The 24,064-nt window shown below is 46.7% G+C and carries 21 protein-coding genes and 3 tRNA genes; 18 read left to right on the top strand and 6 right to left on the bottom strand.

The window, feature by feature from the left end; all coding sequences use genetic code 11:
* Positions 1–164 precede the first annotated feature (164 nt).
* The 16 genes from thiL to B4H10_RS02360 all read left to right on the top strand — a co-directional run bounded on the left by thiL (position 165) and on the right by B4H10_RS02360 (position 13,686).
* A complete protein-coding gene (gene thiL, locus B4H10_RS02435) occupies positions 165–1,139 on the top strand; it encodes a thiamine-phosphate kinase (protein ID WP_292018113.1) in 975 nt (324 codons plus the stop codon).
* Between the two features lie 12 nt (positions 1,140–1,151).
* The gene (gene tsaE / locus B4H10_RS02430; RefSeq protein ID WP_292018112.1) at positions 1,152–1,616 is read left to right on the top strand and encodes a tRNA (adenosine(37)-N6)-threonylcarbamoyltransferase complex ATPase subunit type 1 TsaE; all 465 of its coding nucleotides are present in this window, start codon (positions 1,152–1,154) and stop codon (positions 1,614–1,616) included.
* Complete coding sequence (gene tsaB / locus B4H10_RS02425; protein ID WP_059077370.1) at positions 1,600–2,310, top strand: tRNA (adenosine(37)-N6)-threonylcarbamoyltransferase complex dimerization subunit type 1 TsaB; 711 nt, start codon at positions 1,600–1,602, stop codon at positions 2,308–2,310. The genes tsaE and tsaB overlap by 17 nt, the downstream gene beginning before the upstream one ends.
* A complete protein-coding gene (gene rimI, locus B4H10_RS02420) occupies positions 2,307–2,771 on the top strand; it encodes a ribosomal protein S18-alanine N-acetyltransferase (RefSeq protein WP_075582502.1) in 465 nt (154 codons plus the stop codon). The genes tsaB and rimI overlap by 4 nt, the downstream gene beginning before the upstream one ends.
* Before the next feature lie 19 nt (positions 2,772–2,790).
* Positions 2,791–3,801 carry a tRNA (adenosine(37)-N6)-threonylcarbamoyltransferase complex transferase subunit TsaD gene (tsaD, locus tag B4H10_RS02415; RefSeq protein WP_059077369.1) on the top strand — a complete coding sequence of 337 codons (1,011 nt, stop codon included), beginning with the start codon at positions 2,791–2,793 and terminating at the stop codon, positions 3,799–3,801.
* 10 nt (positions 3,802–3,811) lie between these two features.
* Positions 3,812–5,233, top strand: a complete 1,422-nt coding sequence (locus B4H10_RS02410; RefSeq protein WP_292018111.1) for a sensor histidine kinase — start codon at positions 3,812–3,814, stop codon at positions 5,231–5,233.
* A 1-nt stretch (position 5,234) separates the two neighbouring features.
* Entirely contained in the window at positions 5,235–5,822 is a 588-nt protein-coding gene (locus tag B4H10_RS02405; RefSeq protein ID WP_059077367.1) for an ANTAR domain-containing response regulator, read from the top strand.
* 160 nt (positions 5,823–5,982) lie between these two features.
* Positions 5,983–6,264, top strand: coding sequence for a co-chaperone GroES (gene groES, locus B4H10_RS02400; protein WP_059077366.1), 282 nt, complete (start codon positions 5,983–5,985; stop codon positions 6,262–6,264).
* A 62-nt stretch (positions 6,265–6,326) separates the two neighbouring features.
* A complete protein-coding gene (gene groL / locus B4H10_RS02395; RefSeq protein WP_059077365.1) occupies positions 6,327–7,958 on the top strand; it encodes a chaperonin GroEL in 1,632 nt (543 codons plus the stop codon).
* A 160-nt stretch (positions 7,959–8,118) separates the two neighbouring features.
* A complete protein-coding gene (locus B4H10_RS02390) occupies positions 8,119–9,297 on the top strand; it encodes an MFS transporter (protein WP_292018110.1) in 1,179 nt (392 codons plus the stop codon).
* A gap of 84 nt (positions 9,298–9,381) precedes the next feature.
* A tRNA-Asn gene (locus B4H10_RS02385) sits at positions 9,382–9,457 on the top strand.
* A 1-nt stretch (position 9,458) separates the two neighbouring features.
* A tRNA-Glu gene (locus tag B4H10_RS02380) sits at positions 9,459–9,533 on the top strand.
* 6 nt (positions 9,534–9,539) lie between these two features.
* A tRNA-Val gene (locus tag B4H10_RS02375) sits at positions 9,540–9,615 on the top strand.
* Between the two features lie 838 nt (positions 9,616–10,453).
* Positions 10,454–11,647, top strand: a complete 1,194-nt coding sequence (ilvA, locus tag B4H10_RS02370; RefSeq protein ID WP_240937163.1) for a threonine ammonia-lyase — start codon at positions 10,454–10,456, stop codon at positions 11,645–11,647.
* A 51-nt stretch (positions 11,648–11,698) separates the two neighbouring features.
* Positions 11,699–13,135, top strand: a complete 1,437-nt coding sequence (locus B4H10_RS02365) for an amino acid permease (RefSeq protein WP_075582140.1) — start codon at positions 11,699–11,701, stop codon at positions 13,133–13,135.
* A gap of 164 nt (positions 13,136–13,299) precedes the next feature.
* Positions 13,300–13,686: a RidA family protein gene (locus tag B4H10_RS02360; RefSeq protein ID WP_059077362.1), complete on the top strand. Its 387-nt coding sequence runs from the start codon at positions 13,300–13,302 to the stop codon at positions 13,684–13,686.
* Between the two features lie 110 nt (positions 13,687–13,796).
* On the opposite strand, the gene B4H10_RS02355 is transcribed toward B4H10_RS02360, so the two are convergent.
* The 5 genes from B4H10_RS02355 to B4H10_RS02335 all read right to left on the bottom strand — a co-directional run bounded on the left by B4H10_RS02355 (position 13,797) and on the right by B4H10_RS02335 (position 18,748).
* Positions 13,797–15,038 carry an aminopeptidase gene (locus B4H10_RS02355; RefSeq protein ID WP_150824163.1) on the bottom strand — a complete coding sequence of 414 codons (1,242 nt, stop codon included), beginning with the start codon at positions 15,036–15,038 and terminating at the stop codon, positions 13,797–13,799.
* A gap of 43 nt (positions 15,039–15,081) precedes the next feature.
* Positions 15,082–16,413 carry an MATE family efflux transporter gene (locus tag B4H10_RS02350; RefSeq protein WP_075582142.1) on the bottom strand — a complete coding sequence of 444 codons (1,332 nt, stop codon included), beginning with the start codon at positions 16,411–16,413 and terminating at the stop codon, positions 15,082–15,084.
* Between the two features lie 77 nt (positions 16,414–16,490).
* Entirely contained in the window at positions 16,491–16,757 is a 267-nt protein-coding gene (rpsT, locus tag B4H10_RS02345) for a 30S ribosomal protein S20 (RefSeq protein WP_059077359.1), read from the bottom strand.
* A gap of 82 nt (positions 16,758–16,839) precedes the next feature.
* Positions 16,840–17,805: a class II fructose-1,6-bisphosphate aldolase gene (gene fba, locus B4H10_RS02340; protein WP_292018109.1), complete on the bottom strand. Its 966-nt coding sequence runs from the start codon at positions 17,803–17,805 to the stop codon at positions 16,840–16,842.
* Between the two features lie 49 nt (positions 17,806–17,854).
* Entirely contained in the window at positions 17,855–18,748 is an 894-nt protein-coding gene (locus tag B4H10_RS02335; RefSeq protein WP_292018108.1) for an RluA family pseudouridine synthase, read from the bottom strand.
* A 334-nt stretch (positions 18,749–19,082) separates the two neighbouring features.
* Between B4H10_RS02335 and dnaG the strand changes: the two genes are divergently transcribed.
* Positions 19,083–20,873, top strand: a complete 1,791-nt coding sequence (dnaG, locus tag B4H10_RS02330) for a DNA primase (protein WP_075582143.1) — start codon at positions 19,083–19,085, stop codon at positions 20,871–20,873.
* A gap of 26 nt (positions 20,874–20,899) precedes the next feature.
* Positions 20,900–22,138 (top strand): RNA polymerase sigma factor RpoD, encoded by a 1,239-nt coding sequence (gene rpoD, locus B4H10_RS02325; protein WP_414673996.1) that lies wholly within the window; start codon positions 20,900–20,902, stop codon positions 22,136–22,138.
* A 128-nt stretch (positions 22,139–22,266) separates the two neighbouring features.
* On the opposite strand, the gene B4H10_RS02320 is transcribed toward rpoD, so the two are convergent.
* Entirely contained in the window at positions 22,267–23,823 is a 1,557-nt protein-coding gene (locus tag B4H10_RS02320; RefSeq protein WP_059077354.1) for a DEAD/DEAH box helicase, read from the bottom strand.
* Positions 23,824–24,064 lie beyond the last annotated feature (241 nt).

Below are 24,064 nucleotides of genomic sequence, written 5' to 3'. Positions count from 1 at the left end.
CATACATTTTGTGTGAGCTGCTTTTTTTATCCGCGATCTTCCTAAGAATCTTCCGTTTCTATATACGTGAGAGGTTCAAAGCTTGTCATTTACAAGTATCTTTTTTTTATATACAATAGATACTTGAGTAGTGTACCTTTGTTTTTTTTATAAGGAGTACTCTTATGAAAATTTCTGAACTTGGTGAATTTGGCTTTATTGATGCCATTAAAGAAGATACGTTGTTCAATCCGGACCCTGTCGTCATCGGGATAGGTGATGATGGTGCCGTATATAAAACTTCTGCCGGTATGGAACAGGTTGCCGTTATCGACACGATGGTGGAAAACAGCCATTTTATCATTCATCGCACGGGAGACTGGTATGATGTTGGATATAAGGCTGTAGCTTCTAACCTCAGTGATATCGCTGCTATGGGTGGTGTTCCTACGCATATCGTTTTGTCTACGGCAATCGCTCCGGATATGGAAGTGGATGGCCTTATTTCTCTATATGATGGCATTAAAGATATCTGTCGTTCTTATCACGTCAACATCCTTGGCGGAGATACAGTTACTTCTAAGGAAGGGATGGTCATAACCGTTGCGGCCTTCGGTGAAATAGAAGAAGGAAAGGCGATACGCCGCAGCGGTGCCAGACCAGGAGATATCGTGGCTGTATCGCACACAATCGGCAATTCAAGTGGTGGATTGGCAGTGCTTCTACAAAATCATGATGGCTATTCCCAGCTGAAGCGGGCTCATCGATTTCCTGTCCCGCAAGTTGAACTTGGGCGGCTTCTGGTTAAATACAACTGTCATAGTCTGAATGATATCAGTGATGGACTTGCTAGCGAGAGCAATGAAATAGCCAAGGCCAGTGATGTACGTCTGGTTTTAAAGAAAGAAGCCATTCCGGTTAGTGATGAACTAAAAGCCTGGGCCAGAGAATCGAAGACAAATGTCTGGAAGTATGTCTTTAATGGCGGGGAAGATTATGAATTAATCTTTACGATGGAACCGGCTGATTTTCATGCGCTTCAGGCGGAATATTCTGATGTGACTCAAATTGGTGTGGTCCGTTCGGGTAGTGGAGATGTACTTCTCGTAGACGGTGATTCTGAATCAATTCTGGCTCCTACTGGCTGGACTCATTTTTAAGGAGGCTCTGATATGGACATTGTGACACAATCAGAACAAGAAACTATCAATCTGGGTATGGTTATAGGATCCGCGTTACATTCGGGTGATGTTTTGGCACTGCATGGTGATCTGGGGGCAGGAAAGACCCATTTTGTCCAGGGGATTGCCCGGGGAATGGGAATTGATGCGAATGTAGTCAGTCCTACTTTCACTATATTGAACTTCTATGAACACGATATTCCGTTGCAGCATTTTGATTTTTATCGCCTAGAGGAAGAGTATGAGCTGGATGACCTGGGATTTGATGATTACGTTACCAGTGGCGTTACGGTTATAGAATGGTCAGAAAAATTTTCTGATCGTCTTCCTGACGATGCATTACATATTACGATAAAAAAGACCAGTTTGACCGGGCGGGTTTTCCAATTTCAATTTATCGGTGACCGCTGGTTACAAGTAGAAAAAGAGGTACAGAAATATGCTATTAGCCATTGAAACGTCAAGTCTCGTATCCAGTGTAGCCCTGTTGCATGAAGATTCTCTCCGTGCGGAATTGACGATACAGGCAAAACTGACCCATTCGGAGCAACTCATGCCTCATATTGCCGATATGCTTGAGAAGGCATCTGTCAAAAAAAATCAGATTGATGGCGTTGCTGTTTCCATAGGACCTGGTTCATTTACGGGACTGCGCATCGGCTTGGCATCTGCTAAAGCATTGTCTTTCGGTTGGCAGGTTCCCATCGTGGGAATTGAGACGCCTCAGGCATTAGCCTGGAATTTTATTGGCATGTCTTATCCTGTCTGTGTACTCATTGATGCACAAAAGGGGAATGTATATGCTTCTACATATCTCTGGCATGAATGGGATCTCGAAGAATGCAGTCCGATTTCGGTCATGCCCCTGACGGATGTTCTGGCGACTTGCAAGTCACAAAGCGGACCGGTTGTATTTTGTGGTGATGGGGCTATTCTCTATCAGGAACAGATAAAGAATGCATGTTCTGCGTTTTATCTTGCCCCGCCGACAATGCGCATCCCACGGGCAGGAAGCCTGGCAATGGCGGCGGTCAGACGGCTTGATGCCGGTGATTGTGATGATTGTATGACGCTGACACCAGCATATAAACGACGCAGTGAAGCTGAAGTATTATGGGAAAAACGGCATGGTGAAAAGCTATGTCTATGATTGTACGGCCAGCCGTGCGACAAGATGCGGCTGGAATTTATGATATTGAGACAGAATCCTTTTCTGTTCCATGGTCCAGAGAAAGCATTGACCACGAACTGGAACATACAGAATTGACACGGTATTACGTACTGGTTCGCGATGACGGATATATAGCCGGATATGCCGGGTTGTGGCGTGTTACTGACGAAGGCCAGATCACTAATATTGCTCTGCGTAAAGACGTGCAGGGCAAGGGCTATGGTGAGCTGCTCGTCCGGGTTATGATGGAAAAGGCTTTTGAAGAAGGTTGTATGGATATATTTCTGGAAGTACGGGTCTCCAATATACCGGCGCTGGGATTATATCGCAAACTGGGATTCGAAGTCCTTTCTGTACGCAAGAGCTATTATTCTGAGCCTGTGGAAGATGCCTATGTCATGGGATGTCAGAAGGAAAAATATAAGTGGGCTGTAAAATAATAAAAAGGATGAACGTATTATGTATACATTAGCTTTGGAAACAAGCTGTGATGAAACATCGGCTGCTGTTATTCGGGACGGTCGTCACATCTGCTCAAACATCATTTCGACGCAGGTACCGATTCATCGCAAATTTGGCGGTGTAGTACCAGAAATTGCATCACGCCAGCATATTGAATATGTTATGCCTATCATCAAAGAAGCTTTGGATGAGGCGGGAGTCGATATCCATGATATTGATCATATCGGTGTCACATATGGCCCTGGCCTGGTAGGGGCTCTCCTGGTAGGAGTTGCCGCTGCGAAAGCACTCAGTTTTGCCCTTGATAAACCGCTGGTTGGCGTCAATCATATGGAAGGTCATATTTTTGCAAATTTCCTCAGTCATCCTGAACTGGAACCGCCGTTTTTAGCTCTCGTCGTATCAGGCGGCCATACCCAGCTGGTTACGATTAAAGACTATAACTCCTTTGAATTGCTGGGGCAGACACGGGACGACGCAGCTGGGGAAGCGTTTGATAAGATTGCCCGCGTCATGGGATATCCCTATCCCGGTGGGCCACAGATTGATGCACTGGCAAAAAAGGGAAATCCCGATGCGATTGTCTTTCCCAAGGCATTGCACGAAAAACATAATTTTGAATTTAGTTTCAGTGGACTGAAATCGGCTGTTCTTAATTACCTGCATACACAGGAACAGCGCCATGTCGGTTACAGCCCGGAAGATGTCGCTGCCAGTTTCCAGAAAACCGTAGTGGAAACATTAGTAGAAAAGACAATGGATGCAGCCCGTTGGAGTGGTATGAAACAAATTGCTGTAGCTGGAGGCGTTGCTGCCAACAGCGGCCTTGCGGCTGCGATGGAAGCCGCTTGTGCAAAGAGGCAGTATAAGTTGTATCGGCCGGATCCCATCTTATGTACCGACAATGGGGCTATGATAGGCTGCAGGGCATATTATATGGCTATAGACGGGCGATTTGCCGATCTGACGTTGAATGCACGCCCTGCATTATCTATTACGACATGCTGAGGTGACTGATATGTCTCCCATAGAATCGATTTGCCAGAGTGCCAGTTCTTTATCAGATGTGCAAATCCACATTTTAAAAAATAGTGAAAAATTGTTACAGTTTGCCAGTGATTTATCTCACAGGAAAATCTATGTGTATGTCCCAGGCCAGGAAGCGGGGACCTTGGTCCTGACAGCACAGAGACGCCCTTTTTTTCAGGAATCAGACAGCTTGACTGCACTGCCTGATTCCGGAGTAGTCGTTACCCGGTATGATGAGCCGATTGTATGGCAGGTATTAACGACTGGGACTCCTTTGAAAGGGACGATAGAAACGAATTATGGCCAAATGGAGCCCATTTCCTGTTATCCCTTTGTCGATAATGGAGGACTTACTATTGGTGTCATTTCTTTTGTGGGACGGATTGAAAACAGCCGGGATGTTTTGACGGAAACGGCTTTTTTATCTTTGCAGGTACCCATTGAAGAGCACATGAACCGCTTATATCAGCGTTTATCTTTGCAAGATGGCATTATTCTCGTCGATGGTAATGGTACAATCTGCTATGTAGACGATATGGCGGAAAGCATCATGCAGCTGCGGGGACGTTTCAAACGCCTGACTGGTGAAAATATTTATAGCAGTCAGTTCCATTTTGCCGGAGTAAAACAGGCACTGGAAACCCGGCAGGGTTCGGTCGTAGATGTACAGCATGGAAAAAATGTCTTTACGAGACGGATTATCCCTATTCTGCGGCGGGGACGTGTTGATCGGATTATTGTGGTTATTACAGAACGGACGGAGCTGTACCAAAAGGAAGAAGAATTGATGATTAAGACGTCAGTCATCAAGGAAATCCATCACCGCGTCAAAAATAACCTGCAGACCATAGCCGGTTTATTGCGCATGCAGCTGCGGCGCGTCCAGAGCGAAGAGGCAAAGGAAGCGTTGAATGAAAGCCTGAACCGCATTATCAGCATTTCTCTCGTTCATGAGACCTTATCCCATCATGATGAAGAATATATTGATATATCTGATGTAGCAGAAAAACTATTGTCACTAGTATTGCATAGTCTCGTGAGTACAGAAAGCCATATTATACCGGTTTTCCATGGGCAGAAATTGATGATGCCGTCTGATGCAGCCACATCGTTATCACTGGTCCTGAATGAATTGATTACGAATTCTGTACTGCACGGGCTGTCTGGTCGCAAAGAAGGCATTATTACGCTGCAAATCTGTTGTCAAGGGGAAATAGCAGATATCACGGTAGAGGATAATGGCTGCGGTATGCCGGAAACGATGACTAAGGACAAGCGTCACCATCTGGGACTAAAAATCATCAAAACGTTGGTTGAGAAAGATCTGCACGGGACCATCATTTTTTCCGGGGCAGAACCGGAGGGAACCCGGGCAGTAATTCATTTTCCAATAGAAAAAAGGGGAGATTAAAATGGGGTATCGTGTGGTTATCGGTGATGATGAATCGATTATCCGAATGGATCTGGCGGAAATGCTGGAAGATGCCGGTCATGAAGTAGTCGGAGAAGCTGCCGATGGAGTGGAAGCGCTGGAGCTGGTGCGTAAAATGCGACCCGATATCGTATTGCTTGATATCAAGATGCCGCGTCTGGATGGAATCCATGCAGCCCGAATGATGGCTCATGACCATCTGGCGCCCGTGTTACTGCTGACGGCGTACAGCCAGCGTGATATCGTCGATAAAGCGAAGGATTCGGGTGTTTTGGGATATCTGGTAAAACCCGTATCACCTACTAATTTATTCCCTGCTATGGAAATTGCCGTGTCTCAATTTAAAAAGCAGCAGGAAATAAATGCCCAGCTCGAACAGATGAATGAGCAGATAGAAACGCGCAAAATCGTGGAACGGGCAAAGGGCCTCATCATGGATTTATACCATATTCCGGAAGAAGAAGCGTATCGCCGGTTGCAGCAATACAGCATGAAAAAACGGACGACGTTGAAACATGTTGCAGAAGCAGTCATTGCCAGTATGGCAAAGCAAAATAATCGTCGATAGTGGATTGTACCAGGCAGATTTTTGCCTGGTATTTTTTTCCTAATTAAAAAAAACTATTGACTTTTTTACCTTTACTGGGTAATATATATATTGTAGTTAGCACTCGGATATAGTGAGTGCTAATAAAGAGAATGACATAACATGTTAGGAGGAATATACAATGTTAAAACCTTTAGGAGATCGCGTTGTCATCCGCGTATTGGAACAGGAAGAAAAAACTGTCGGTGGGATTTATCTGCCTGATACAGCTAAAGAAAAACCGTGCGAAGGTGAAATTATTGCAGCCGGCCCGGGCAAACTTCAGGAAGATGGTTCCCGCGTTGCGTTAGATGTCAAAGCAGGCGACAAAGTTATTTTCTCTAAATATGCAGGAACAGAAGTCAAATATGAAGGAGAAAAATATTTAATCGTCAGCGAACGCGATATTCTGGCAATTATGTAATACGAGACCTGTAACGGTCGTTATCATGGAATATATACTTATAATACAGGAGAGTGTTTAACATGGCTAAACAGATTTTATTTAATGAAGATGCACGCCGTGCTTTAGGCAAAGGCGTTGACGCATTAGCTAATGCAGTAAAAGTAACATTAGGACCGAAAGGCCGCAATGTAGTTCTTGATAAGAAATTTGGCGCACCGACCATTACCAATGATGGTGTTACTATTGCCCGCGATATCGAACTGGAAGATCCGTTTGAAAATATGGGTGCCCAGTTGGTAAAAGAAGTAGCAACTAAAACAAATGATGTAGCTGGTGATGGTACGACAACGGCTACGCTGCTTGCCCAGGCCATGATCCAGGAAGGGATGCGTAATGTTGCTGCTGGTGCCAACCCGATGATCCTTAAACGCGGTATTGAAAAAGCCGTAGCAAAACTCGTTGAAGAAATCAAGAACCGTTCCATCGCTGTTTCTGATAAAGCATCTATTGCCCAGGTTGCTTCCATTTCTGCAGGCGATGAAGAAGTAGGCAAATTGATTGCTGAAGCTATGGAAAAAGTTGGTAAAGACGGTGTCATCACTGTTGAAGAATCCAAGACGATGGGTACACAGCTGTCTGTCGTAGAAGGCATGCAGTTTGACCGTGGCTATATTTCCCCGTACATGGCAACGGATGCAGAAAAAATGGAAGCTGTCATGAGTGAACCGTATATCCTCATTACGGATCGCAAGATTGCATCTATCCAGGAAATGCTGCCGGTCCTTGAAAAAGTAGTACAGGCTGGTAAGGAACTTCTTATCATTGCTGAAGATGTCGAAGGTGAAGCGCTGGCAACCCTCGTTGTCAACAAACTGCGTGGTACGTTCAAAGCCGTTGCTGTAAAAGCTCCGGGATTTGGTGACCGCCGCAAAGCAATGCTTCAGGATATTGCTGTACTTACAGGTGCTAACGTTATTTCGGAAGACGTAGGCCGTAAATTGGACAGCATTACAATGGAAGATCTTGGTACGGCACGTCAGGTACGTGTAACGAAAGATGAAACGACTATCGTAGAAGGCCACGGTGATCCGCAGGCAATTAAAGACCGTATTGCCCAGATTAAAGCCCAGATTGCTGAAACAACGTCTGATTTTGATAAAGAAAAACTGCAGGAACGTCTGGCCAAGATGTCCGGCGGCGTAGCTGTCATCGAAGTCGGTGCTGCTACAGAAGTTGAATTGAAAGATAAGAAACTGCGTTTGGAAGATGCACTGAATGCTACACGTGCAGCCGTTGAAGAAGGCATTGTAGCAGGTGGTGGTACGACCTTCATTGATATTCTTCCGGCTCTTGATGAATTCCATGAAGAAGGGGACGTTCAGACTGGTATTAATCTGGTAAAACGTGCTATTGAAGAACCGGTACGCCAGATTGCCGCTAATGCAGGACTGGAAGGATCCGTTATCGTAGCTAAGGTAAAAGCCGCTAAAGACGGCGTAGGCTTTAATGCGTTGAAAGAAGAATACGTTGATATGGTTCAGGCTGGTATTGTAGACCCGGCTAAGGTTACACGCACAGCCTTACAGAATGCCGCTTCTATTGCTGCTCTGGTTCTGACAACAGAAACGCTGGTTGCTGATAAACCGGAACCGGCTCAGGCTGGTCCTGCTGTTCCTCCGGCAGGCATGGGCGGAATGCCTGGCATGATGTAAGAATAAGACGGAACGGTTTATTTTTGTCAGGTAACGTGTGAGGTAAATGTAATACGACATCCCTGTGATTTCGAGTCACGGGGATGTTTTTTGACTAAATTATGTTTTTGGGTTATGATAAATGAGCTATAAGATTCCAGATTAGTATAAGGAGGGGAAAATGACTGGTACAGTACCTTTAAAACAGATGCTTCCATTAGCAGGAATGACGATTTCAGCTTTTATTTTCAATACATCTGAATTTATGCCCATTGGTTTATTGATAGACATTTCCCAGTCTTTTTCTATGACAGAAGCACAGACTGGTACGATGATTACCCTTTATGCCTGGGTCGTAGCCGGATTATCCCTGCCTCTGATGCTGATTACCTGCAATATTGAATCCCGGCGTCTTTTGCTGGGAACCATGGCATTATTTCTTGCCGGACAGATTGGTTCCGGTCTGGCTGTCTCTTTCTGGATGCTGTTGCTGGCCCGTATCTGCGTTGCCTGTGCCCATGCTGTTTTCTGGTCTATTGCAGCTCCTATTGCTGTCCGGCTTGTACCAAAAGAGCAACGGTCTCTGGCATTGAGTATGATTATAACCGGTACGTCTATTGCCATGATTGCCGGATTACCTATGGGAAGGGCTATTGGTTTGTATGTGGGCTGGCGCATGACCTTTTTATGTCTGGCAGGTATTTCACTCCTGTCTATTATATATCTAACTGTCGTATTTCCCCGCTTAAAACAAAATCAGCCCTTTTATATTTCTGATCTGCCGCATATGATGAAAAATCGTATACTCTTGGCTATTTATATCATTACGGTATTGTTTTCTACATCTTATTATACGGTGTATAGTTATATTGAACCGTTTATGCAGCAGATTGCCCATATGGGCGATACGTGGATTACGTTGATTCTGACTGTTTTTGGTGTTAGCGGATTGTTAGGGAGTATTATTTTTTCACACTTTTATAATCAGTTCCGATTTCTACTCATCCGCCTGAGCCTGATTTGTCTGGCAGGGTTATTTTTCCTGCTGGATTTGGCGTCACAAGATATCATGATGGTTATTTTCGTTTGTGTGTTGCTGGGAATTACGGCAACGGTTTTTAATGTGACGTTTCAGGCTGAACTGATTCAATGTGTTCCGGCCGGAGCAGCAGCCGTAGCTATGTCGATTTTTTCTGGTATTTTCAATCTGGGAATCGGCAGTGGAACCTGGATAGGAGGAAAAGCGGTTGATGCGGGACTACTAGGTGATATCGGATATGCAGGAGGATGCATTGCTGCCATAGCAGCTTTGTATTGTCTGGCAGTTTTTATTCCAGTGCTGAAAAGAAAAATGGAATAAAGCAAAAAAATAGAAAAAAGTACTTGCTTTTTTTTTCATAACCTAGTATAATCTTCATTGTTCGATACAGAACACATGAGACATTCCTCAATAGCTCAGTCGGTAGAGCAATCGGCTGTTAACCGATTTGTCGTAGGTTCGAGTCCTACTTGAGGAGCCATGGCCCCTTGGTCAAGTGGTTAAGACACCGCCCTTTCACGGCGTGAACGTGGGTTCAAATCCCGCAGGGGTCACCATTTTTTGGGCGATTAGCTCAGCTGGGAGAGCGCCTGCCTTACAAGCAGGATGTCAGCGGTTCAAGCCCGTTATCGCCCACCAGGTTACAGCACATCCACTCGGATGTGCTGTTTTACGTTATGCACGGATAGGATGAACCGCAACGCGGTACTACCGAAAGGGAAAGACAAGGCAAGCTGCAGGAGCTTGCCGATTCATAAGACACGGTTTCGGTATAGGCGATTCACACGCATTTGCGAGTCGCAGAGCTCCTTCAAATACGGTTCACTGCCTAAAGCCCGTTATCGCCCACCAGGTTACAGCACATCCACTCGGATGTGCTGTTTTACGTTATGCACGGATAGGATGAACCGCAACGTGGTACTACCGAAAGGGAAAGACAAGGCAAGCTGCAGGAGCTTGCCTTGTCTTGAGGCAGTTTTTTACCATTAGGTCGTTTTATTGTGTATTTGATACGATTACGGGATTGCTAATATCAATATGATATTAGCAATCCCGTAACTTATAATTTCTATATACGAAAATCAATTTCTTGATAAGGCAGCACAATCAGATAGATGATTAAAAAGCATGTCGATCATGATAATTAATTGTATATAACATATATCTTTTTACAAAAGCCTAATGTATTATTACAATGGACAAAAAATACAGAGTGAAATAAAAAAACATCAAATAAAAAGCATGGAAAATAATTAAATTCTTCTCATAAACACAGATGTAATGCACGATTATATTAAAATCGGGGTAGCATTAGACGAAAATTAAATCGCAAGTATATCTATTGACAGTAGACTATTTGAGAAGTATAGTGTAAGCATAAGATACGTTTGACACGTATCCGTAAAGCCAATTGGATTTATGGTTTACGTATATTAAGGAGGTTGAATCTATCATGAGTGAAGCTGTTACATTAGAAATGGTACAGGAAGCACAGAAACGGTTGCAGGGCGTAGCGCAGAAAACAGGTTTGTCTTTTGCCAATTCAGTTAGTAAAATAGCTGATTGCCAGGTATACCTGAAGATGGAAAATTTACAGCGGACTGGTTCATTTAAATTGCGCGGTGCCTATAATAAAGTAGCATCCCTTACTCCGGAAGAACGGGAAAAAGGTGTTATTGCTGCATCGGCAGGCAATCATGCCCAGGGTGTGGCCCTGGCTGCCAGCGCTTATGGCTGTCAGTCTACCATCTGCATGCCCAAGCACGCTCCTTTGTCCAAAGTAGCGGCTACGCGTGGATACGGGGCTAATGTGGTGCTGCACGGAGATTTTTTTGATGAAGCGGCTGCTAAAGCGGTAGAATTGACGAAAGAACATGGGTACACTTTTGTCCATCCCTTTAATGATCCGGAAGTTATTGCAGGGCAGGGGACGATTGCGCTGGAAATTATTGAACAATTGCCCGATGTGGATGCCATTGTTGCGCCTATTGGTGGTGGTGGATTGATTTCCGGTCTGGCTGTAGCAGCAAAAAGCGTTAATCCCAAAATCAAAGTCATCGGCGTACAGACGGAAAACATGCCTTCTATGAAAGAATCGGTAGAACAAGGGAAGATTATTACATACAATGGGAAAGCGACGCTGGCAGATGGGATAGCTGTTAAAACGCCGGGAGATCTGACTTTTGATATCTGCCGCCATTATCTGGACGATATAGTAACCGTCGATGAAAATGAAATTTCCCAGGCGATACTCTGGCTCCTGGAACGCTGTAAAACGGTTGCTGAAGGCGCTGGTGCCGTACCTACCGCAGCTCTTATGAACGGTAAGATTTCCGGCCTTCACAACAAAAAAGTGGCAGCTCTCGTAAGTGGTGGCAATATTGATGTCAATAATATGCAGCGTGTCATCAATCAGGGTCTTATCAAGTCCCGCCGCAAGATTTTCTTCCAGACGATTATTCCTGACGTACCGGGCGAAATGGTTAAACTTCTGACCATCATTGCCAACGCCAATGCCAATGTACTCTCTATCGTCCACGAACGGAGCCAGCATGGCGTGGATATGGGACAGACAGCAGTATCATTGGAACTGGAAACGGCAAATGAAAAGCACGTAGAACAATTGATGTCCACATTAAAAGATCATCATTATTATGTTACGATGAAATAAGACACGCATCATTTCATAAGACCATAATGATTCCAAAGCTATGGAGGTAAAATGGAACAGCAGAAAATGGAACGCGGTCTGAAGCCGCGCCATGTAGAGATGATAGCTCTGGGGGGAACCATTGGTGTTGGCCTGTTTATGGGGTCAGCCAACACGATTCAGATGGCCGGTCCGTCGGTACTGTTATGTTATGCCGTGACGGGTGTCGTCATGTTTTTCATTATGCGTATTATGGGGGAAATGTTGTATCAGGAGCCAGTGACTGGTTCTTTTGCAACGTATGGTCACAAATATATCAGTCCTTTTGTGGGATATCTGACAGCTTGTTCTTACTGGTTTCTCTGGGTCGTCGTCGGGTTATCAGAGATTACAGCCGTGGGGATTTATGTACATTACTGGTTCCCGGACTTGCCGCAATGGATATCGGCTCTGGCTGGAATGGCTATAGTCGCATCGGCCAATATGGCGGCCGTTAAATATTACGGCGAATTTGAATTCTGGTTTGCCCTGATAAAAGTCGTTACGATTATCGTTATGCTCATCGTCGGGGCAGCGGTCATCCTCTTTGGATTTGGTAATGACGGCGTGCCTGTTGGCATCAGCAACCTTTGGTCTCATGGTGGCTTTATGCCTAATGGATGGGGAGGAATGCTGGCGGCTATGTGCGTCGTAGCGGCGTCATTCCAAGGAGTTGAACTTATTGGGATTACAGCCGGAGAAGCCCAGGATCCACAAAGGACGCTAAAAAAGGCTGTTAATAACATCGTATGGCGTATCCTTATATTCTACATTGGTTCTATCTTTGTTATTCTTTGTATCTATCCTTGGACAGAAGTCAGCTACATTGGCAGTCCATTCGTTATGACTTTTGCCAAAGTAGGTATTACAGCTGCTGCAGGAATTATCAATTTCGTCGTTCTTACCGCCGCTTTATCAGGCTGTAATTCTGGGATGTACAGTTCAGGGCGCATGCTTTATACACTGGCACAGAATGGCCAGGCACCGCGTATATTTGCCAGATTGTCACCTTCAGGTGTGCCCCGCAATGGAATTGGAGTTACCGTCATCGTACTGGCCATCGGTGTTGTCCTGAATTACTTGATTCCCGATTCCAAACTGTTTTTGTATCTGTATAGCGCATCGGTATTCCCAGGTATGGTTGCCTGGTTTGTCCTGGCCTGGGCCCAGAAAAATTTCCGCAAGGCTTGGGGACCGGAAGTCATGGCTAAGCATCCGTTCAAATCGCCACTCTATCCGTACTCGAATTACTTCTGCATAGCTTTCCTGATTCTGGTAACGATTGGCATGCTGTACAATCCGGATACCCGTATGTCTATCCTTTCCTCATGGGTCTTCATTGCGGCTATTACGGCGGCATGGTTCCTGTGTGGCCTGAACAAGAAGAAATATGATAAAGAAGGCCATCTTCTGACTGTGGCAGATGGTGGAAAGACGGCATCGGAAAACAAAGGCACTGAGAATGACTGATTTTTACGTAATATTATTGATTTAGTATATGCTATTATATAGAAGTCTTGTATAGTTCACCAAGAGTATTGTGTAAATATATATCATATACAGTGGAAATATGAAATTAGATGTTGTATAATAATAAACAGGATAGATAAATTTTTTTAAGGAGATGTTTTATCATGGCAGTAAACGTTATTAGTACTGAAAAAGCTCCCGGTGCAGTAGGACCATATTCCCAGGCGATTAAAGCAGGCGATTTCCTCTTTGCTTCTGGTCAGATTGCTATCAATCCGGAAAAAGGCAAACTCGTAGGCGGCGGCGTAGTAGGCCAGGCAGAACAGTGCATGAAAAATGTCGGCGCTATTCTGGAAGCAGCCGGTGCATCCTATGATGATGTCATCAAAACAACGGTATACATCACCAATATGAACTTCTTCGGAGCTGTCAATGAAGTATATGCTAAATACTTCAATAAGACTCTTCCGGCCCGTTCCTGCGTGGAAATTGGCAAACTGCCGAAAGATGCCCTCGTCGAAGTCGAAGTCATTGCTTATGTAGGTAAATAATCGGATTATCTGTTAAAAGATTTTCCGGTATCATGTAAAAAGCTCCCTGTCAGGCAATCAAGAGATATGCTTAAACTCTTGGTTGCCTGCAAGGAGCTTTTTTTGCTGATTTATGCCCAGTCTCCATTTATAAATACGGGAACTGTTGTTCCATCAGATTGAGTACCCGTGATTGATAAGTCGTCGCTTCCGACCATGAAATCGACGTGAATCATGGAATCATTCAGGCCATTAGCGAGAAGTTCCTGATCATCCATCTCGCTGCCGCCAGACAGGCAGGTTGGATAGGCCTTGCCAAATGCCAGATGGCAAGAGGCGTTTTCGTCGAAGAGTGTTTCATAAAAGAGAATATGGGACAGGGAAATAGGGGAATGATAGGGAATCAGGGCTACTTCTCCCAGACGGGCGGCGCCTTCATCCATAGACAATATCTGTTTTAGCACATCATCCCCTGTTTCTGCCTTTGATTCTATGGCTCGTCCATCTTTGAATATGATGTGGAAGTTATCGATAAGATTTCCGTTGTATACAAGCGGTCTCGTGCTATATACAATGCCATCGACACGGGCGGCATCAGGAGCCGTATAAATTTCTTCTGTAGGGATATTCGCGTTGAACAGTATATGTGATGTCGTTTCTTCTGCACCTCCCTGCCAGATATGCTTGTCTGACAGACCGATGGTCAGGTCGGTTCCCTGCCCGGACGTATAGTGCAAACTTGTGAAATGCTGACTGGTCATCCAATCGCGGCGTTTCTTCAGTTCCAGAAGATGAGCATCCCAGTCCGCCAGCGGATGTTCGCCATCAGCGCGGGAAGACTGGAGAATCTGCTTCCAAAGCATTTCGTAGGCAGCTTCTTCCGATTGTTCCGGATACAGGATACGTGCCCATACGAGGCTGGGAACGGCGGCGACGAGCCAGGTCGTCCTGGATGCCATCATGCCGTCGATGTATTCTTTTAACGCCTTATTCGAGGCTTTTTGCCAGGCGACTAATTTTTGCATGTCTATGCCTTTCATGAGGTAGGGATTAGCAGAAATAAGGCTAAGAAATGCTGCATTCTGGCGATAATAGCAAAGGCTGAAATCGCGGCGCCAGTCAGGCATAGTTGTAAATTCTGACAGATTTTCATATTCATAACGCAGCCGGGCGGAGTCATCGGACCGCCAATTCATCACGACCTGACGGGCACCCGCTTCATATGCTTCACGGGTGAGGATGGTGACAAAATCATGGGATTCTACGGGGGCTGAGATAACGAGAATTTGCCCCTGCTGCAGATTTAATCCCTTTTTGAGCAATACCCGGGCATACCCGGGTAGCAGAGAGGAAATAGAAGAATCGAGATGCATATGTATCACTCCTAGTATAAATAATTAACACATTAACTGGTGATTACAGAGTCCAGGCAGTCCGTTTCCATAGGCGGATATTCAGGGCCAGTGCATTAATGGCAAGACTGATGATCAGACTGTACCAGTACCCGTATGCCCCATATGGGAGGAGATGGGCTGCACCATATCCCATAGGAAGGCTGATAAGCCAATAGGTAACAAACGCTACGATTGTAATGATGCGAACATCTTTATATCCCCTTAAAATGCCCTGGACAGGAGTCCCTGCTGCATCGCAGAAGGAAAATATGACAGCGAGTAAGAGAAAATGGCGGATATGTATGAGTGTACTGGCATCCGAGGAGAACAAGGCACTGATAGGAGTTATAAATGTATAGGTCATGCTGGCTGTAAGACAGACAATGATCAGAGCTAATCCCTGACAGATATGGGCGTACTGGCGGGCAGCCTGTCCATTCCGGGCACCCACTTCATATCCGATGACAATCGTCGATGCCAGACTGAGACTCCAGGGAAATACGTAAATCAGAGTCGAATAGCTGATAGCTGCCTGGTTAGCTGCCAGGAATACCGTACCAAATTCGGCCATCAGCAGGCCGATGATGGAGAACAGGCTGGTCTCACAGAAAATAGCGACAAACATGGGGATGCCGATGCGCAGCTGCTCAGAGATTGTGTGCCAGTCCGGTTTAGTGAATTGATGCCACAGACCGTATGAGCGGAATGGCTCCAGAAAAGAAAACAATACTAGAAAAACAACCAGTGTCAGCCAGGCTGCTATGGTAATAGCATATCCCGTTCCAACGCCTCCCATGGGGGCTATGCCGAATCCACCGAATACGAGCAGGCGGAACAATGCCACTGTGACAGCCATATTGAAGAATAAGATAGCCATAGACACATGGGTCTTGCCATGGGCATCGGTAATGTAACGCAGCGTAGCTACGAGAAACGTGGGAAGTATGCCCCAGGCCAGTGCAATTAGGTACTCGCGGGCAATCGTATATACGGCGGGTTCCAGTCCCATTATGCCCAGAAACGGATCGAGGCATAGCATCCCTGCTGCGAGGACGACGGCCGTCGTAATGACAGCGACGTAGAGACTTTGTAAAATGTATCCGGGAATATCTCCTGTTTTCCCAGCGCCCCGGAGCTGGGAAAGAATGGGGGAAACGCCAAAGAAGACGCCGCACATACCAGCAAAGACCGGGTACCAGATATTGACTCCGACGGCGACGCCCGCCAGATCGACGGTGCCGGCCTGACCACTGAAAATACTGGAAAAGACGCCGCTGCCAACTTGGGCCATCTGGGTGAGCAATAGTGGAAAGAAAAGTGTAAGAAAATGCCGTATCTGGTATATTTGCGGCATATATGCAGACACCTCCTTAAAAAAGAATTGATATATAAAACAAGCCCCACGGACCGTGGGGCTTGTTAGCATTACGATTATTTATCCATTTCGTTTACTTTGGCAGCCAGACGGGATTTCTTACGGGCTGCAGTATTTTTATGGAGAACGCCTTTCTGTGCAGCGCTGTCGATGACGCTGCTGGCTTTATCAAATGCTTTTTTTACAGCTTCAGCATCACCTGTGGCAATTGCTTCGGTCGTACGGCGGATAGCAGTATGAACGGAAGATTTGACCTGGGAATTTACGGCGTGACGGGCTGCATCTTTTTCCATCGATTTGATGTTGGATTTAATCTGCGGCAATGGGTTCACCTCCTAATTTACAAGAACACTAGAAGAAATTCTATCATAAAACAGAATAAAAATCAATAGAAACTTTGGGGAATTACGCTTTATGTGCCGATCCCAGCACTTCTGTAATTTTATGAGCAACAAGGTCATAGACGTTCTGACGGCCATCTTTCAGATACTGGCGCGGGTCAAAGTGATCCGGATGTTGGGCCATATGGAGACGGACACCGGCTGTCAGAGCCAGGCGGATATCGGAGTCGATGTTGATCTTGCAGACTGCCAGGGAAGCTGCCTTGCGGAGTTGGTCTTCCGGAATACCGATAGCATCAGGGAGATTACCTCCATTTTCATTAATGATCTTTACATATTCCGGTACGACAGAGGACGCGCCGTGCAGGACAATCGGAAAATCAGGCAGCCGTTTAGCCACTTCTTCGAGAATATCGAAACGCAGTGTCGGCGGTACGAGGACGCCCTGTTCGTTACGGGTGCACTGTTCCGGCGTGAACTTATAGGCGCCATGGCTGGTCCCGATAGCGATAGCCAGGGAATCGACACCAGTGCGGCTTACGAATTCTTCTACTTCTTCCGGACGGGTATAGGAAGCTTCATGGGCGGCTACTTTGACATCATCTTCGATGCCTGCCAGCTGACCCAGTTCGCCTTCGACGACGACGCCATGGGCATGAGCGTATTCGACGACCTGCTTGGTCAGGGCGATGTTATCTTCGAACGAATGCTTCGATCCGTCAATCATGACGGATGTGAACCCGCCATCTATGCAGGATTTGCACGTTTCAAAATCGGCGCCGTGATCTAGATGAAGGGCTACCGTCAGGTCATGGTCTTCAAGAGCTGCTTCTACGAGATGTTTCAGATAACTCGGCTTGGCGTATTTTCTGGCACCGGCCGAGGCCTGAAGGATGATTGGGGATTGAAGGTCTGCTGCCGCGTCGGTAACAGCCTGGACAATTTCCATATTATTGATGTTGAAAGCCCCGATGGCATAATGACCGGCATAGGCTTTTTTGAACATATCTGTAGTTGTAACTAATGGCATAGGAAAATTCCTCCTTTTAATAAAGGTATACGTGTAGATATGGTGGTCCTCAGAGCGGGACCAGATTATGATAATCCCAGCCGGCACAGCAGAACAACTGTTGCATATCTGCCGGCAACGGGGAATTAACCGTAATGAATGTACCACTGACCGGATGAGTGAACTGAATGCGGAATGCATGCAGTGCCTGCCTTGCTATCTTGGTCCGGTTGCCGCCATACAAATCATCGCCGCATAAGGGATGGCCCAGGCTGGCACAATGCACCCGGATCTGGTGGGTGCGCCCTGTATGAAGAGTTACTTGAAGCAGGCTGAAGTCATCTGTGACAGCCAGACACTGAATATCGGTATGGGCCGGTTTGCCATCAGCATCGGTACGGCGCAGTATAATGCTGTCCGGAGCCCGGGAAATGGGCCAGTGTATGGTCAGGCGCCGGGCGGGAAATCTTCCTTCGGCTACGGCCAGATAATACCGGTGATAGTCCAGATGCTGCCGGCTGAAAGCATACTGTATCTGGGGCTGTTTGGCAATCAGGCACAGTCCGGAGGTATTACGGTCCAGGCGGTGCATCGGATGATAAGAACAATTTTGCCCTGTCTTTTGATAGTACCAGGCCAGTGCGTTTGCCAGCGTTCCATCATGAGCCCCTGACGTAGGATGCATCAATAATCCCGCAGGCTTGTTGACAGCTATGATATAATCATCTTCGTAGGCTATTTCAACGGGAATCGGTTCCGGCTGGAAGGGATTGGATTCCGGAAGCTCTACGCGGATGACGTCGCCTGTAGAAACGAAATCACGAGTATCAGCGGCTCTGCCGTTACAGGTACAGATGCCGTTGTGCTTGATTCGCCGCCGCATGGTGGCAGAAACACCGGCATGGCGCAAGGCACCCAGCAGGGATGTTTTCTTTTCCAGTCTGCCTACGATAACTTCAATCATGGCATCTCCTTTATCGGTAAAAGATACATACACATCTATTGTACAAAAGAGAAACCGGGAAATCAACGTAGGATGTTAACTGCACAGCTATATTGTAACGGAAGAGGCTGATAAAATCAACAGAAAAAATGGGGGATTTTTATCGGTACAAAGAAAAATTACCGGTAGAAAAAGGATTTTGAAGATTTTTATGGAATAGTATATAATGTAAGGTCTGTGAGAAATGTCCTGCCGTCATAGGTGATATGCAAAATCTATACAGATGCCAGGCAGGAATCAGGCTGTATATCTAGAATGTATTACTACACGAATTCTTTAACAGGTGATGTGGCATATGCGTTTTACAAATGAATTTATAGAACAAGTACGGCAGGCCAATGATATCGTCAGTGTTATTTCCGATTATCTGGTTCTCCAGCGCCGGGGACGCAATTTCTGGGCATGCTGTCCGTTCCATAATGAAAAAACGGCTTCGTTCAGTGTCGCTGCTGATAAAGGATTCTATTATTGTTTTGGCTGTCATGCCCACGGAGATGTTTTCAAATTCATCATGATGAAAGAAAACATCTCTTTTAGTGAAGCCGTGGAACGACTGGCTGAACGAGCGCATATCCCGCTGCCGGAAGTCGAAAAATCAGCCGATGACATTGCACGGGATACGCATCGGAACCGCCTGTTTGAAATTAATGAACTGGCGGGGAATTTCTTTCATAACTGTCTGGTGAAGACCCACTACGGCGAACCGGGCCTTGCCTATTTTCATCGCCGCCACCTGAGCGACGACACGATTTATTCGTTTAAGCTGGGATTTGCCCCGGACAGCTGGAATAAACTGACCGATGCCTTTGAAAAAAAGGGAGTGACCGGGCCGGAACTCGTCGAAGTCGGACTGGCCAAAGAAAAAAACGGCCGGTACTACGACGCCTTTCGCAACCGTGTCATGTTTCCCATACGGGATGGCCGGGGACGCATCGTTGGTTTTGGCGGCCGCGTGCTCGATGACAGCCGGCCCAAATACCTGAATTCCCCGGAAACAATGATTTTCAATAAACGCCGCCTGCTCTTTGCTATGGACAAAGCTCACAAGGCGATTTATGAACAAGGAAGAGCTATCCTGGTTGAAGGGTATATGGATGTCATATCGGCTCATAACCGGGGAATCTGCAACGTGGTAGCGTCCCTGGGGACGGCGTTTACCGATGAACAGGCGCGGCTTCTCCAGCGTCAGGCAAAAGAGCTGGTTTTATCGTATGATATGGATGGGGCGGGCAGGCAGGCAACGCTGCGTGCCATGGAAATCGTTCGTAATCTGGGGATGCGCATCCGTGTCGTATCTTTGCCGCAGGGCAAGGATCCTGATGAATATATTAATAGCGCCGGCCCTGACAAATTCCGCGAAGCTGTGGATAATGCGCCCAACGTGCTGGATTACATGCTCATGACGGCACTCCAGCAATCGGATGAAACGACCCTTGAAGGCAAAGCTGCCATCACGGCGACACTTCTTCCCGTATTGGCGCAAGTCAGCAACCGCGTCGTCCTGGAAGCCTTTTTAAAAAAAATGGCAGCCCGCATTCAGATCGATGAAAACGCAATCCGCAGTGAGTTTAACAAATACGTGGCAGCTCATCCGGAAGCAGGACAGCAGCAGGTCACTATTTCCCATTCCGTTTCGCAGGAAAATGCTGCAGCCCGGGGCGGTGGCCCCAATGCGGTTTCAGAGGAAAATATCCTGCGTTTTCTCATGGATCATCCCCAATCCTGTACCCGTATCCGGGAAAAGATCATCCCGGGATTTTTTGCCAATACTGTGCGGCGCCGTATTTATGAAAAAATATTGGCAGTTGCTGATGCACAGGGAATGTACACTACGAGTGACATCCAGAATAATCTGACTCCTGAGGAGGCCGAAGAACTTGCAAGAATCATGGTACTGCAAGATGTTCCCGTAGACGAAGCTGTTTTACTCGATTATGTAAAACGGTTCCGCCTGGCGGAATTGCAGAAAAAGTATAAAGAATACAGCGCCCGGGCAGCCGCCTACGGACAGAGTAATGATCCCCGTCTCGTAGATGCGCTGGCGGCGTGTAAACAGATTTTAGAAGAAATGAAACATTGGTCCTGACGGAGAAAGAAAGGAGCTAGTACTTTATGGCAAATATAAAGGATGAAAATAAGGCAGTCAAAAAAAAGACAAAGAAAACGACACGGGGCAGCAAACGTGCGAAAAAAACGGATGCGCCCCAACTGAGCGAAAAAGAACGGCAGGAACTGACGCTGCAGCATATCCAGCAGCTGATTAAGACGGGACAGAAAAAGGGGAGCCTGACCTATACAGAAATCATGAATGTGATGGAAGAAGATGATCTGACTCCCGATCAGATTGACAAGATGTATGAGGTGTTTGCTGACAAAGGCATCGATATCATCGGTGAAGATGACCAGATGACTATGGATGATGATCTCGATGACGATGATGCGGAAAAGGTCCCGGAAATCCATATGGATCTGAGTATTCCCGAAGGCATCAATATTGATGATCCGGTCCGCATGTATCTCAAAGAAATCGGCCGTGTCCCTCTGTTGTCAGCAGAAGAAGAAATCACTCTGGCTAAGACTATTGAACGGGGCAATTCTCCTGATGCGACGGAAGAAGAAATCAAAGCGGGAAGCATTGCCAAGAAAAAACTGACGGACGCCAATCTGCGCCTCGTTGTCAGTATTGCCAAACGCTATGTCGGCCGGGGCATGCTGTTCCTGGACCTGATACAGGAAGGCAATCTGGGTCTGTTGAAGGCTGTTGATAAATTTGATTATAGTAAAGGCTATAAATTCAGTACTTATGCTACGTGGTGGATCCGGCAGGCCATTACCCGGGCTATTGCTGACCAGGCCCGTACTATCCGTATCCCTGTACACATGGTAGAAACAATCAATAAACTGATTCGCATCTCCCGTCAGCTTCTGCAGGATAAAGGCCGGGAACCACTGCCGGAAGAAATCGCGGAAAAAATGGATATTTCTGTCGAACGGGTACGGGAAATCATGAAGATTGCCCAGGAACCGGTATCTTTGGAAACACCAATCGGGGAAGAAGAAGATTCCCATCTGGGTGATTTCATCGAAGACCAGGAAGCAGTAGCTCCTGATGATGCGGCTTCCTTTATTCTGCTGAAAGAACAGATAGAAGACGTCTTCTCCTGTCTGACAGACCGGGAACGGAAAGTACTCTATCTGCGCTTTGGACTGAAAGACGGCCGTCCCCGTACTTTGGAAGAAGTAGGGCAGCATTTTAATGTCACCCGTGAACGTATCCGCCAGATTGAAGGAAAGGCCCTGAGCAAACTCCGGAATTGGGGTAAGCGGGAAAAAATTAAAGACTTTCTCTGATTGGCAGATAATACGCTGTATACAATTATATGACCCGTCAGATGGGATAGAAAAAACCATGGAATTGTAATCTGATGATTACGTTTCCATGGTTTTTTCATGTCTGAATATGCTATGCCAGTCTGTGATTAATCTTTAAAGTAGGGCTTGAAAACAGAACGGGTGGGTTCTTTGTGTTCTTTTTTACGCGGTTTAAAAACACGGCGGGCCGTATCACCCGTATCTTTTTTACGATTGTCCCGGTTCCCTTTGGAATGAAAATGACGCTGGCCGTCATGCTGCTTTCCTGAGTGCTGGCTGTGGTCACGGCGACGGTTATTTCCCCGGCCAGATCCCTGCCGGCGGCTGGTCCTGACGCGCAGCGGTGCTTCTTCCGTGATTTTGACTGGTGTCGTATCCGGTTCTTTAGTCAAAAGTTTGATGGCGGCGGCGACGAGAGCCGTGCTGTCATAATTGCTGAGCAATTCTTCCGCATTTTCTTTATAGGTTCCATATTCTCCGGATTCGACAGCACCGACCAGATTGCGGATAGCCGTCTGTTGGGCTCCTTCCAGTGCTTCCGATAATGTAGGTGCCTTACGGCGCTGGATGCGGCGTTTGATGAGCCGTTCAATCGTACGCAGATGTTCGATTTCTCTGGGGATGACGAACGTCGTTGCTTCGCCGCTCTGGCCGGCACGACCCGTACGCCCTACGCGATGGACATAGCTTTCCGGATCCTGGGGCAGATCGTAGTTAAATACATGCGTAACACCGCTGATATCAAGGCCGCGGGCAGCCACGTCGGTAGCGACGAGAATATCAATCGTGCGTTCCCTGAACTGGCGGATGACCGTATCGCGTTTGGCCTGTGTCAGATCGCCGTGTATGCCTTCTGCCGAGTAACCGCGTTTCTTCAGTGCTTCTGATACTTCATCGACGCGGCGTTTGGTGCGGACGAAGATAATAGCCAGATCCGGTTCTTGTAAATCGAGGAGGCGGCAGAGAATATCGAATTTCTGACGGTCCGGCACTTCAATGTAGGACTGTTCGATTAAGTCGATGGTTACTTCTTTGGCTTTCATGCGGATAATCTTGGGATCGTGTAGGAAGTTTTCTGCCAGTTCCTGAATCGGTTTGGGCATAGTCGCCGAAAAGAGCAGTGTCTGCCGCGTTTCCGGTGTCGCTCCCATGATGAGATTGATATCATCAATAAATCCCATATCCAGCATTTCATCGGCTTCGTCCAGGACAATCGTACTGATATGACTGAGCTGGATAGTGCCTCTCTTCATATGGTCGATGAGCCGCCCCGGTGTGGCGACGATGATTTGAGGACATTTCCGGAGCCGGCGCAGCTGCCGTTCCATATCCTGGCCGCCGTAAATCGGCAGTGCCTGAATCGGTGTGAACTGGGCCAGATGATTCATTTCTTCCGCTACCTGCATAGCCAGTTCGCGTGTAGGCGATAAGATGACTGTCTGGATTTCTTTGCTGGGTGGGGCTGCCAGGATTTTTTCCAATACGGGGATGCCGTAGGCGGCTGTTTTTCCCGTACCGGTCTGTGCCTGGCCAATCATGTCACGGCCGGCCATGGCGACAGGTATGGATTCTGCCTGAATCGGGGTTGGTTCTTCAAAACCCATTTCATTCAGGGCACGGATGATGACTTCACTGATATTAAGTTCTTGAAATTTTTCTAACATAGTTCCTCCTTTTGTATGAACATCTAATTCTATCATTTTGCTCTCTGAAAAGATAGGGGCTTTTTGTAAATACCCGTGCGTGGAATGGTTCCTGGGTCCTATAGGCAGCAGAGGTCAAAATGGGGGCAAAGACAACGGGTCCGGTAACCGTATAAAAAATAGCCACCGCACAAATGCGATGGCTATCCGTGTCTTTTATGGTGGACCATCAGGGGATCGAACCCTGGACACCCTGATTAAG

This window comes from Megasphaera sp. UBA4382, assembly GCF_002391155.1.
GTDB classification, from domain to species: domain Bacteria; phylum Bacillota; class Negativicutes; order Veillonellales; family Megasphaeraceae; genus Megasphaera; species Megasphaera hexanoica.
This window is presented reverse-complemented; position numbering and strand designations above follow the sequence as displayed.